This is a genomic window from Type-F symbiont of Plautia stali, from assembly GCF_059731105.1.
Genome location: NZ_AP035909.1, coordinates 3,728,709 through 3,741,207, shown reverse-complemented (window position 1 = coordinate 3,741,207; position 12,499 = coordinate 3,728,709). Strand labels below are relative to the sequence as shown.

The 12,499-nt window shown below is 59.0% G+C and carries 13 protein-coding genes; 12 read left to right on the top strand and 1 reads right to left on the bottom strand.

From position 1 onward, the window contains the following. Nucleotides 1-367: 367 nt before the first annotated feature. Complete coding sequence (gene nudE / locus AC6I7A_RS17885) at nt 368-931, top strand: ADP compounds hydrolase NudE (protein WP_058957850.1); 564 nt, start codon at nt 368-370, stop codon at nt 929-931. 54 nt (nt 932-985) lie between these two features. On the opposite strand, the gene mrcA is transcribed toward nudE, so the two are convergent. Beyond that, nucleotides 986-3,535 (bottom strand): peptidoglycan glycosyltransferase/peptidoglycan DD-transpeptidase MrcA, encoded by a 2,550-nt coding sequence (gene mrcA, locus AC6I7A_RS17880; RefSeq protein ID WP_009087693.1) that lies wholly within the window; start codon nt 3,533-3,535, stop codon nt 986-988. 116 nt (nt 3,536-3,651) lie between these two features. On the opposite strand from mrcA, the gene pilM reads away from it, so the two are divergent. The 11 genes from pilM to AC6I7A_RS17825 all read left to right on the top strand — a co-directional run bounded on the left by pilM (nt 3,652) and on the right by AC6I7A_RS17825 (nt 12,498). After that, on the top strand, nt 3,652-4,470 hold the full coding sequence (gene pilM / locus AC6I7A_RS17875) for a type IV pilus biogenesis protein PilM (protein ID WP_058957858.1): 819 nt from the start codon (nt 3,652-3,654) through the stop codon (nt 4,468-4,470). Then, entirely contained in the window at nt 4,461-5,000 is a 540-nt protein-coding gene (locus tag AC6I7A_RS17870; RefSeq protein ID WP_058957849.1) for a PilN domain-containing protein, read from the top strand. Before pilM ends, AC6I7A_RS17870 begins: the two co-directional genes overlap by 10 nt. Next, complete coding sequence (locus AC6I7A_RS17865) at nt 4,993-5,481, top strand: HofO family protein (protein WP_058957848.1); 489 nt, start codon at nt 4,993-4,995, stop codon at nt 5,479-5,481. The genes AC6I7A_RS17870 and AC6I7A_RS17865 overlap by 8 nt, the downstream gene beginning before the upstream one ends. After that, a complete protein-coding gene (locus AC6I7A_RS17860; protein WP_058957847.1) occupies nt 5,471-5,851 on the top strand; it encodes a HofP DNA utilization family protein in 381 nt (126 codons plus the stop codon). Before AC6I7A_RS17865 ends, AC6I7A_RS17860 begins: the two co-directional genes overlap by 11 nt. Continuing rightward, nucleotides 5,793-7,061, top strand: coding sequence for a DNA uptake porin HofQ (gene hofQ, locus AC6I7A_RS17855; protein ID WP_072215511.1), 1,269 nt, complete (start codon nt 5,793-5,795; stop codon nt 7,059-7,061). The genes AC6I7A_RS17860 and hofQ overlap by 59 nt, the downstream gene beginning before the upstream one ends. A 363-nt stretch (nt 7,062-7,424) precedes the next feature. Then, entirely contained in the window at nt 7,425-7,946 is a 522-nt protein-coding gene (gene aroK / locus AC6I7A_RS17850) for a shikimate kinase AroK (protein ID WP_003852989.1), read from the top strand. 38 nt (nt 7,947-7,984) lie between these two features. After that, a complete protein-coding gene (gene aroB, locus AC6I7A_RS17845; RefSeq protein WP_009087678.1) occupies nt 7,985-9,073 on the top strand; it encodes a 3-dehydroquinate synthase in 1,089 nt (362 codons plus the stop codon). Nucleotides 9,074-9,145: 72 nt separating this feature from the next. Further along, nucleotides 9,146-10,177: an SPOR domain-containing protein gene (locus tag AC6I7A_RS17840; protein ID WP_058957846.1), complete on the top strand. Its 1,032-nt coding sequence runs from the start codon at nt 9,146-9,148 to the stop codon at nt 10,175-10,177. 93 nt (nt 10,178-10,270) lie between these two features. Further along, complete coding sequence (gene dam / locus AC6I7A_RS17835; protein ID WP_046100717.1) at nt 10,271-11,086, top strand: adenine-specific DNA-methyltransferase; 816 nt, start codon at nt 10,271-10,273, stop codon at nt 11,084-11,086. A gap of 67 nt (nt 11,087-11,153) precedes the next feature. Beyond that, nucleotides 11,154-11,837: a ribulose-phosphate 3-epimerase gene (gene rpe, locus AC6I7A_RS17830; protein ID WP_009087670.1), complete on the top strand. Its 684-nt coding sequence runs from the start codon at nt 11,154-11,156 to the stop codon at nt 11,835-11,837. Beyond that, on the top strand, nt 11,821-12,498 hold the full coding sequence (locus tag AC6I7A_RS17825; protein ID WP_058957845.1) for a phosphoglycolate phosphatase: 678 nt from the start codon (nt 11,821-11,823) through the stop codon (nt 12,496-12,498). Before rpe ends, AC6I7A_RS17825 begins: the two co-directional genes overlap by 17 nt. Nucleotide 12,499: the final 1 nt, after the last annotated feature.

Below are 12,499 nucleotides of genomic sequence, written 5' to 3'. Positions count from 1 at the left end.
CTGCCTTCACTTTAAACGTACGCTCCGGGGGATGCTCACTTCTGAAGAGGCATTCCGGAAGATTATATAATCCTGAGGAGTCAGACACCCGATTAAATAGTGCCAGGGAATATCTGATTAGCATTTATTAAACCCTGCCTTGTCCGAATGGTAACCGGCTCAGACTGGATTAAATATCGGTATTATCTGAAACTTATCGCAGCATATTGACTAATGCAAATTCAGTCTTAACTGATAACCAAAGGCTGTTATTCAATTGCCGGAATCTATGTAACGATATCGTTATGGTGAGACTGTCGCACAATTGCCTGGGGTTAGGTATGCTAATTCGTTCCTGATAGCCGGCGCAGAAACTTTTGAGGCTGATATGAAAATTCCAAAAAAACCTGACATCCTCAATATCACCGCCGTGGCGCGTTCGCGGCTGTTTACCGTCGAATCGGTCGATCTCGCCTTCAGTAATGGGGCGCGTCGCGTCTATGAGCGGATGAAGCCGTCAGAACGTGAAGCGGTCATGATTGTGCCCATTATTGATGACCATCTGATCCTGATTCAGGAGTATGCCGTCGGACTGGAAACTTATGAACTCGGGTTTCCCAAAGGGCTGATTGATGCAGGCGAAACCGTGAGTGAGGCGGCGGTGCGGGAACTGAAAGAAGAGGTCGGTTTTGGGGCTGAGCACCTCACGCCGCTGGGCAAGCTCACGATGGCCCCCTCCTACTTTTCCAGCAAAATGAATATCGTGGTGGCAGAAGGCCTCTATCCCGATAAGCTGGAAGGTGACGAGCCGGAGCCGCTGATTGTTCACCGCTGGCCGCTGAGCGATATGCTGTCGCTGCTGGAGGAGCCCGATTTTCGCGAGGCACGCAACGTCAGTGCGCTCTTTATGGCGCGCGAATGGCTGGTGAAGCAGGGGCGTCTGCGCTACTGAATAAAAAAGGCCGACTGATGTCGGCCTTTTAACAGGTTAAGTGTGCGGGTCACATCAGAACAGCTCGTGACTCTCGCCGTTGTCCATAATGGTGGTGCCCACATCATGAACGGAATATTCGGTCGGCTGGGTGCCGTTGATGAAGTACTCCTGACGCGTATTGCCTCCGCCATTTGCCAGCTTGCCGGTGCTGCGGTCAATCGTGACCGTGACCACGCCATCCGGCGGAGTTAACGGCTGCACCGGTACCCCCTCCAGCGCACTCTTCATATATTCATCCCATGCCGGTTGCGCACTCTTAGCGCCGCCCTCATAGCCTGAAATCTGATCGGGAATCGCGCCGGAAAGGGTGCTGCGGCCTAAATTGCGGCGCGCATCATCAAAACCGATCCAGACGGAGGTCACGACACCAGGGCCATAACCCGAGAACCAGGCATCTTTCGAGCTGTTCGTGGTACCGGTTTTTCCGCCTATGTCATTACGCTTCAGGTCACGACCGGCACGCCAGCCGGTTCCCATCCAGCCCGGTTCACCGAAGATGTTGCTGTTCAGGGCGCTCCTGATGAGGAAGCTGAGCGGGGTGTTGATGACATGCGGGGCATATTGCTGTTCGCCCTGCTGTGCCTGGGCCGGAACCTGCTCCAGTGCAGGCTGTGGCACCGCCTGGTTCTGATTGCTGTCTGACGCGGCCACGTTCTCAACGCTCTCTTCGTTCAGCGCCAGCGCTTTCTTCGTTTCGCCGTAGATCACCGGCAGATTGCACTGCGGACAGGCGATCTTCGGTTTCTCTTCAAAGACAATGCCGCCCTGTTCATTCTCAATCCGGGTGATGAAGTACGGGTCAATCAGAAAGCCGCCATTCGCCATCACGGAGTAGCCGCGCACCACCTGTAACGGGGTGAACGAGGCCGCCCCCAGGGCCAGCGACTCGGTATGAATAATGTTCTGCGCCGGGAATCCAAAGCGCTGCAGATACTCTGCGGCATAATCCACGCCCATGGCGCGCATCGCACGCACCATCACCACGTTTTTCGACTGGCCAAGTCCCTGACGCAGGCGAATCGGTCCATCGTAGGTTGGCGGTGAGTTTTTCGGACGCCAGTCGGCACCCGCACCGGCATCCCAGCGTGAAATCGGCACATCGTTCAGGATCGACGCCAGCGTCAGTCCGCGATCCATCGCGGCGGTGTAGAGGAACGGCTTGATGTTAGAGCCGACCTGGCGCAGTGCCTGGGTTGCACGGTTAAACATGCTCTGGTTAAAGGCGAAGCCGCCTACCAGCGCCCGCACCGCACCATCATTCGGATCGAGTGAGACCAGCGCCGAGTTCACATCCGGTACCTGGCCCAGCCACCACGCATCACCCACTTTGCGCACCCAGATCTGCTGGCCTGGCTGCAGCACCTGCGTCACGCTTTTCGGCGTCGGGCCCTGCACGGTGTCAGACTTATAAGGACGCGCCCAGCGCACACCCGCTAAGGCCAGCGACACATTGCTGCCATCTTTCATCATCACGGTTGCTTCATCACTGCGTGCTTCCGTGACCACCGCCGGATAGAGCGGGCCATAGACCGGCAACGCACTCAGCGCTTTCTCGATCTTAGTCTGATCCCAGGCGGGCTCGCCCACCCGCCACAGCACGCTGGTCGGACCGCGATAGCCATGACGCATATCGTAGGCGATGACGTTGTTACGTACTGAAGTCTGAGCCGCTTCCTGCAGGCGACGGGTCACGGTGGTGTAAACCTTATAGCCGTCGGTGTAGGCGTTGTCGCCGTAGCGCTTCACCATCTCCTGGCGCACCATCTCGCTGAGATAAGGGGCAGAGAAGGCGATTTCCGGGCCATGATACTTCGCCACCAGCGGCGTATTGCGTGCCTCATCATACTGCTGCTGCGTGATGTAGTGCTGATCCAGCATACGCGCCAGCACCACGTTGCGACGCGACAGGGCGCGGCTCGGCGAGTAGAGCGGGTTAAAGGTGGACGGCGCTTTCGGCAGACCGGCAATCATCGCCATTTCACTCAGCGACAGCTGGTCAACCGGCTTACCAAAATAGACCTGCGAAGCAGCACCGATGCCATAAGCCCGGTAGCCGAGGTAGATCTTATTCAGGTAGAGCTCAAGAATTTCATCCTTATTGAGTAACTGCTCAATGCGGATTGCCAGAAACGCTTCCTTTATTTTACGCATCAGGGTGCGTTCCGGACTCAGGAAGAAGTTACGGGCCAGCTGCTGAGTGATGGTACTTGCCCCCTGGGAGGCGTGACCGGAGACCAGCGCGATGCTGGCCGCCCGGAAAATCCCCACCGGGTCCACACCGTGGTGCTCATAAAAACGGCTGTCTTCGGTTGCAATAAACGCTTTCACCATCACAGGTGGCACTTGCTGCAGGGTCAAAGGAATACGGCGCATTTCGCCATACTGGGCGATCAGATCGCCGTCGGCGCTGTAAACCTGCATAGGGGTTTGCAGACGCACATCTTTCAGCGTGTTGACGTCAGGCAGCTGTGGCTCGATGTACTTGTACAAGCCATAAATCGAGCCAGCTCCCAACAGGATGCAACACACTGTAAGGATCAATAAATACTTTACGAACTTCACCTGGAGTTTCCCATCTATTGTCGTTTGAGCAGTTTATAAACAACCGCGCGGTAGTATAAAGGCAAGCCAGACGCTTTGATATGTCCATTTTCCCGGACGATAAGGAGATCGCGCGCATGGCTTTTCATACCTGGCAAATCGGGCTGGATATTCAGAACAGGCAGATGTGTGGCCTGGCCCTCCAGCGTCGTCGTGATGGCTGGCAGCTACGCCACTGGTGGCTGCAACGGCTGCCGCAAGATACGTTAAGAAACGGCGTGCTGCAATCTTCGCCTGAATTACAGGCGGTCCTGACAGCCTGGCGTCAGCAGTTGCCGCGCCGTTACTCGCTGAGGGTCGGGTTCCCCGCCCGGCTGGTGCTGCAGCGGCCGCTTCCGCTGCCCGCACAGTCACTCAGGGAGCCTGCGCTGGGGCACTACGTGCAGGTGGCCGCGCGTCGTCTCTTTCCGCTGGAGCCTGACACGCTGGCACTGGACTATCACGAGGAGGCCGGAAACCGTCAGCTCTGCGTCACGGCGGCCCGGCGGGAGAGTGTTGACCAGTGGATGATGCCCCTGTTACAGGCGGGATTCAGGCCGCAGGTGCTGGAACTGACCACCGATGCGCTGAAGCGGCTGGCCCGGCAGGCGCGACTGCCGGGCGGCACGGTGCTGGTGCTGCAGCAGGAGGGGCGCTGGCTCTGGAGCGATGCGCAGACCGCAGCAGAGTGTGACGACGCCGTCACGCTGGACGCACTGAAACAGCAGGCCTTTCCCCAGGCAACGGCCATCGCCTGGTGTGCCGCCACGCCAGCTGCGCTGCCCGCTGACGCTGTCGCGTTTTCCCCTTTTGATCTGCTTCGTTATCAGCAGCCCCCGCTGCCCGCGAATCCGGGAGCCTTTGCACTGGCGATCGGGCTGGCGCTGCGCAGCGGAGATGAGCCGGCGTGGCGGTAAATCTGCTGCCGTGGCGGCAGCAACGGCGGCAACGGCAGCGGCGGCAGAGCCTGCTGGTGCTGGCACTGGTGGCGGCCGGTCTGCTGCTGCTGATGATGCAGCAGGCGTACCGGGTCCATGAGGCGCGCCAGCAGATAGCGCAGGAGAGCAGAATGCAGCAGCAGGCGCTGGAGACACTGGCTGCGCGTTTAGCGCAGCAGAAGCAGCTGCTGGAACAGCTCGCGCTTCTGCAAAAACAGCAGGCGAAGCAGCGTGACAAGGCTGCGCAGCTGGCCGGGTGGCAACAGTTCTGGCGCGATCTGCCCGGCATGCTGCCCGATACCGCCTGGCTGACCCGGCTGGAGAAGCGCGATAACCGCCTGATCCTGGAGGGGCAGGCGCAGGATATGGCAGCAATCCGGCAGTTTCGCCAGCAGCTTGCTACCGCCGCCCTGTTGGGTCAGGTGCAGCAGGGTGGGGTCCGGCGTCAGGCGGATGGCCGCTACCATTTTTCGCTACGGGCGCAGATAGCCGGGGGACGCGATGATTGATCGCTGGTGTCAGATGGCGGCTGTTCCGCGCTACGGCCTGCTGCTCCTTCTCGCGTCGGGTCTGCTTTTGCTTATCTGGCTGCCGGGCTTACGGCCTCAGCAGCAGGCACTGGCCGCTGAACGGGCGGCGCTGTCACAGTTAACCCGAACTCTGCAGCAGCGCCAGCAGCAGTGGCGTCAGCATCCCGCCATCGCGCAGCTGCAGGCGCAGCGGGAGACGATGCAGCGCGCTCTGACTCGCGCAGCCGCATCGGAGGGGGCTATCGACGATATTCTGGCGGGCCGCTCTCACCAGCTGCAGGCGTGGCAGCCGGATGGCCCCGCCCGCCTGCTGACACTGCATCTGCCCTGGCAGGCGTTCCGGACACTCTTTGCTGAGTTTGCCCAGGCCTCTGCGCCATTGCCTGTGCATTTCCTGCTGCTGGCGCAGCCGCAGGATCTGGAGGCGCAACTCTGGCTGGAGCCAGCCGATGCGCCATAGCCTGCTGATTCTGCTGCTGTGCTGGGGTGATGTGCAGGCACGCGATCCCTTCCGGCCTGTTGCCGGTTCCCTGTGTCAGGCGGCGGTAGCCTCGCTCACCGGCTGGCGTCTGCAGGGGATTGCCGGACGGGAAACCCGCTATCAGGCCTGGCTGCTTACCCCGCAGGGAGAACGCGTCACGGTGGGCAGCGACAAGCCTTTTCCGCTGACGCCCTGGCAACTGGTGGCGATCACCTCCCGCAGCCTCACGCTTGCCGTGCCAGTGAGCTGTCACGCTCAGCGAACCACATTTTATTTAAAAGGATATGCGCATGTTAAGGATAGCGATCCTGTTCCTCATCAGCAGCCTGCAGCCGGTTTTCGCCGCTGACGAGGCGCCGCTCAGCCTCGCTTTTGACCACGCACCGGTAGAGCAGATTCTGCAGGCGCTGGCTGACTATCAGCAGGTCAATCTGCTGATCGCGCCTGAGGTTGAGGGGACGCTATCGCTGCGGCTGGATAACCTGCCGTGGCGTCAGGCGCTGGCGCTGGTGGCGCGGATGGCAAAACTGACGGTTATTGAGCAGGATAATGTTCTGCTGGTCTATCCGCTGCGCTGGCAGCAGGCACAGGACGCGGCCCGGGAGGCGGAGCGGCAGGCGCAGTTACAGCAGACGCCTTTGCAACAGCGCACGGTCACACTCCGTTATGCCAGCGCCAGCGACGTTCATGCCAGCCTGCTGAGTGAACGCCAGTCACTGATGACGCCGCGTGGCAGCGTGACGGTGGATAAACGCACCAACGCGCTGCTTCTGCGCGATACCGCCGCGGCACTGAAAGAGACGGCGCGCTGGATTCAGGGGCTGGATCGGCCACTGGAGCAGATTGAACTCTCTGCCCATATCGTCACCATCAGTGAGGAGCACCTGCAGGAGCTGGGGGTGCAGTGGGGCATGCTGGCGGGAGATGCAGCGGTGACAGAGAGCCTGCATCATCCCCGGCTCGCTGTTCCGCTGGCGGTAAGTTCACCTGGTATCAGCGCGGGGATGGCGCTGGCGCGTATCGGCGGCGCGCTGCTGGATCTGGAGCTGAGCGCCCTGGAGCAGGAGAACCAGATTGAGATCATCGCCAGTCCGCGCCTCTTCACCTCACACCAGCAGACCGCCTCGATTAAGCAGGGCACTGAAATTCCCTATGAAGTGTCGGCAGGCAACAGCGGCGCCACCTCGATTGAGTTTAAAGAAGCGGTGCTGGGCATGGAGGTAACGCCCACTATCGCCGGAAACGGCCGTATCCGGCTGAAAATCCATATCAGTCAGAATATGCCGGGGCGCAGCATCCGGACCGGTGACAGCGACATCTTATCCATCGATAAACAGGAAATAGAGACCCAGGTCACGGTCAGCGACGGACAAACGCTGGCCTTAGGCGGCATCTTTCAGCAGCAGCGAAACCGGGGAGAGAACAGGGTGCCGCTGCTGGGAAAGGTGCCGCTGATTGGCGGACTGTTTCGCCAGCAATCGGCGCAGCGCAAAAAAAGAGAGCTGGTTATCTTTATTACGCCGCGATTGGTCAGGGAAGCAGCGCTTACGACGGGATAAAACGGAAAATGAGGCCCTCGGGGTCATCTGCGTTGACGCAGAAGAGGAATTAGCTTACAAGGTTTAGCGATTTTCAATACGGTGTAACCGTCTGAACCGGATAAATCCCGGTTAACAGATCAGACAACTCCTCTGTAAGCAGCGTGGTAAAAGACGCAGCGCTGGCGCGTTACAGTTTCGCGAACACAGGCCAATTCAGAAATGGATGTGCTGAAGGCAATATAATCGGTTGCCAAACAGCCTTGAGTGTTGAGATAATTTTTCATCTGACTCTTGCTAACGCTCATGAGGTCTCAGTTCCTGTCCCGCCAGCAAAAGCTGAACGCGGGGTATCATTAACGAATTCTTAGTAATACCGACAAAATGGCAGAGAAACGCAATATCTTTCTGGTTGGGCCGATGGGTGCCGGCAAAAGCACTATTGGCCGTCAGTTGGCTCAGCAACTCAACATGGAGTTCTTCGATTCCGATCAGGAAATTGAGCGACGCACCGGAGCGGATGTGGGCTGGGTTTTTGATGTCGAAGGCGAAGCTGGCTTTCGCGATCGCGAAGAAAAAATCATTAACGAACTGACCGAGAAGCAAGGCATCGTCCTGGCGACAGGGGGTGGTTCCGTCAAATCCCGGGAAACGCGTAACCGTCTCTCCGCCCGTGGTGTTGTGGTTTATCTTGAAACCACGATCGAGAAGCAACTGGCGCGCACTCAGCGCGATAAAAAACGTCCGTTGCTGCAGGTGGACTCCCCGCCGCGTGAGGTGCTTGAAGCGCTGGCTGGCGAACGTAACCCGCTCTACGAAGAGATCGCCGATGTGACCATTCGTACAGACGACCAGAGTGCGAAAGTCGTGGCGAATCAGATTATCCACATGTTGGAAAAAAGTTGATCCAACGTTCGAAGGCTCTCTGACAGGTATTGAGCATCATGGAGAAGATCACCGTCTCACTGGGGGAACGCAGTTACCCCATCACTATCGCCGCCGGACTGTTTAACGATCCGGCTTCTTTTTGGCCGCTGACCGCGGGCGAAAACGCCATGGTGGTGACCAACCAGACGCTGGCACCGCTCTATCTTGACAGGATAACGGCGCAGCTGACGGCGGCAGGCGTAAAAGTTGATCAGGTGATCTTACCCGATGGCGAACAATATAAGACGCTGGCGGTGATGGATCAGGTTTTTACCGCACTGCTGCAGAAGCCGCACGGTCGTGATACGACGCTGGTTGCCTTAGGCGGCGGCGTCATTGGCGATCTGGCCGGTTTTGCTGCGGCCAGCTATCAGCGTGGTGTGCGCTTTATTCAGGTTCCGACCACCTTACTGTCGCAGGTGGACTCGTCGGTGGGTGGCAAAACCGCTGTGAACCATCCGCTGGGCAAAAACATGATCGGCGCCTTTTATCAGCCTGCCTCGGTGGTGATCGATACCGCCTGTCTGCAGACGCTGCCGGCGCGTGAGCTGGCCTCCGGTCTGGCAGAGGTGATCAAGTATGGCGTTATTCTCGACGGCGCCTTTTTCCAGTGGCTGGAGCAGAATATTGATGCGCTGCTGGCGCTGGATGAACAGGCGCTGGCCTACTGCATTCGTCGCTGCTGTGAGCTGAAAGCAGAGGTGGTGGCGGCTGACGAGCGTGAAAACGGTCAGCGGGCGCTGCTCAATCTGGGGCACACTTTTGGCCATGCGATTGAAGCGCATATGGGCTACGGCAACTGGCTGCACGGTGAAGCGATTGCCGCAGGTATGGTGATGGCGGCGCGCACGGCGGAACGGCTGGGGCAGTTCCAGCCGCACGAGACGGAACGCCTCATTGCCCTGTTGCAGCGTGCCGGTTTACCGGTGCATGGCCCACAGGCGATGCGTGCAGAGATGTACCTGCCGCACATGATGCGCGATAAAAAAGTTCTGGCGGGCGAACTGCGGCTGGTTCTGCCGTTGTCGATCGGCCGCTCTGAAGTGCGTGGCGGCGTGGCACATGATATGGTGCTGGCTGCAATTAACGATTGTCAGCAACCCTGAGAATAAGCAGTTGAGTGGTGACGCGGCGCGCAGGGTGCGCAGTGCGGAATGCCGCTTTACGGAGGAGGCAAAATGGATGAGTTTAAACCGGAAGATGAGTTAAAACCTGACGCCAGCGACCGCCGTCCCTCGCGCCCTCGTAAGTCGTCTACCGCAGCCAGAATACCGGTTTCGCGCCAGCGCATCATGATGGGCGTCGGGATTCTGGTTCTGCTGTTACTGGTTCTGGGGATTGGTTCCGCGCTGAACGGCCCTGATGAGAAAAAAACCGCGTCAGCGGGCACTACGCCTGCTGCGGGTGGCAGCACCGGCGGTGAGAAGAACATCGACCTGACCGGCTCCTCTTCCATGTCTGGCGCTCAGAACACGCCGGCCACCACCGACAATAACGCGGCGGCCAGCGGTGAGGCGGCGTCCGGCCAGGCGCGTGACGTCTCAATGCCGCCTGTTGCCTCTACGCCGACCCAGGCTGCACCGGTTGACGCCCCAGCGAATCAGCAGCGCGTCACCTTGCCAGGCGATCTGAACAGTGCGCTGAGCAATCAGCAGCAGCAGGTCGACAGTGCGGCAATGGGCTCGCAGGGCGGCAGCTCACTGCCGACCGCGCCTGCCACCGTCAGCGGCAATGCCGGAACGGCGGCGAATCCCGTTACCGCACCGGTGACGCGTCAGACGCCAGCCCGCTCAAACGCGGCCTCCCGTCCGGCGCACGACACCGCGCACAAAGCGGCGGCGAAGCCGGCAACCCGCGACAGCAAAACACACACGACGCCAGCACGGTCACCCGTCAGTTCTGCGCCCGCTACATCGGCAGCAGGCAGCAGCACGGCCAGCAAATCACTGCCAGGCGGCAGCTACACCCTGCAGCTGAGCGGCGCGTCTAAAGCAGAAAGCCTGAATGCCTGGGCGAAGCAGCAGAATCTGAGCGGCTATCACGTCTACAAAACCACCCGTAATGGTCAGGCGTGGTATGTGCTGGTGAGCGGCTCCTATGCCACACCGGCTGATGCCAAACGCGCTGTCGCCTCGTTGCCTGCAGACGTACGCGCGAAAAATCCGTGGGTAAAACCGGTCAGCCAGGTGAAGAAAGAAGCCAGTCAATAGCGGACAGGGGGCCAGTCTCTGGCCCCGTTTTAAGCGCAGATCTGCTGTCGGTCCAGCCACAGCCTCACAATAAGATGTAATTACCACGACAGCATGAAAAAAAATCGCGCTTTCCTGAAATGGGCAGGGGGAAAATTTCCCCTAGTCGAAGAGATCCATCGCCATCTGCCGCAAGGCGACTGCCTGGTCGAGCCATTTGTTGGCGCGGGTTCGGTGTTTCTGAACACCGACTTTGATCGCTATCATCTCGCTGACATCAACAGCGACCTGATTAATCTCTATAACATCGTCAAACTGCGCACCGCGGATTTCATTCGTGACGCGCAACTGCTGTTCACGCCGGAAGGGAACACCGAAGCCTGTTACTACCAGCGTCGCACCGAATTTAACCTCAGCACGGATGCCTACCAGCGCGCGCTGCTGTTCCTCTATCTGAACCGCCACTGTTATAACGGCCTCTGCCGTTATAACCTGCGTGGTGAGTTCAACGTGCCGTTTGGCCGCTATCGCAAACCCTATTTTCCGGAAGCTGAACTGTTATGGTTTGCCGAGCGAGCGCAAAAAGCGACGTTTGTCTGTGAATCGTACGATGTTACCCTGACCAGTGCCGGCAAAGGCTCGGTGGTCTATTGTGACCCCCCTTATGCGCCGCTGTCGGCAACGGCCAACTTTACGGCTTATCACACCAACAGCTTCAGCCTGCGTGAGCAGGAGAATCTGGCGATGCTGGCGGCACAGCTGGCCGCGTCAGAGCACCGGATTCCGGTACTGATTTCTAACCACGACACTGCACTGACGCGTCTGTGGTATCAGGATGCAGTGTTACATGTGGTCAAAGCCCGGCGTTCTATCAGCCGGAGCATAACCGGTCGCACCAAGGTCGACGAACTGCTGGCACTTTATCGCTAGTCTGTTTCGTCCGCGACCAACGCATTACGCCAGCCTGAGTGCTGGCGCACAACAGTGGGAGAATCGGATGAAACAATATTTGCTGGCCCCTTCAATCCTGTCGGCGGACTTTGCCCGCCTGGGCGAAGATACAGCCAAAGCGCTGGCGGCCGGAGGTGACGTGGTTCACTTCGACGTGATGGACAACCACTACGTGCCAAACCTGACCATGGGGCCGATGGTGCTGAAAGCCCTGCGTGACTATGGCATCACCGCCCCTATCGATGTGCATCTGATGGTGAAACCCGTCGATGCGCTGATCCCGGAATTCGCCAAAGCGGGTGCCACCTATATCACCTTTCATCCCGAAGCCAGCGAACACGTTGACCGCACCCTGCAGCTGATTAAAGAGCATGGCTGCAAAGCCGGTCTGGTGTTTAACCCGGCGACCCCGCTGAGCTACCTCGATTACGTCATGGATAAGCTGGATATCATTCTGCTGATGTCCGTAAACCCGGGCTTTGGCGGTCAGTCATTTATCCCGGGCACCCTGGATAAACTGCGTGAAGCGCGCCGGCGTATCGATCAGAGCGGCTACAACATCCGTCTGGAGGTGGATGGCGGTGTGAAGATCGACAACATTGGCCAGATTGCCGCCGCCGGTGCCGACATGTTTGTTGCCGGTTCCGCCATCTTCGGTCATCCTGACTATAAAAAAGTCATCGACGACATGCGCAACGAACTGGAGAAGGCCAATGGCTCATTTCACTGATATTCGCGCGCTGGCGTTTGATCTGGATGGCACCCTGGTGGATAGCGCACCCGGCCTTGCTGAGGCTATCGACCGCACGCTGAACGACCTGCGTCTGCCGCAGGCGGGCCTGGCGCGGGTCTCCACGTGGATTGGCAACGGTGCCGATATCATGATGGCGCGCGCGCTGACCTTTGCGCTGGGCCGCGAACCGCAGCCGGAAGAGCAGCGCGATGCGCGGGCGCTGTTTGACCGGCACTACGCTGATACCGTGGAGGCGGGCAGTACGCTGTTTCCGCACGTGAAGCAGACGCTGGCAGCCCTTAAGGCAACCGGACTGCCGATGGCGATTGTCACAAACAAGCCGACGCCGTTTGTGGCGCCGCTGCTGGAATCGCTGGGGATTGCCGATGCGTTTTCGCTGATTATTGGCGGCGATGATGTGCCGGTTAAAAAACCGCATCCGGCCGCCATTTTTATGGTGCTTGGCACCTTTGGGGTGCTGCAGAATCAGCTGCTGTTTGTCGGCGACTCCCGCAATGATATCCAGGCGGCGCAGGCGGCAGGCGTGCCCAATGTGGCCATGACCTATGGCTATAACTATGGCGAGCCGATTGCCACCAGCCAGCCCGATTTAACTCTCGACTCTTTCGACGAACTTTTGCCCGCTCTGGGGCTGTAAA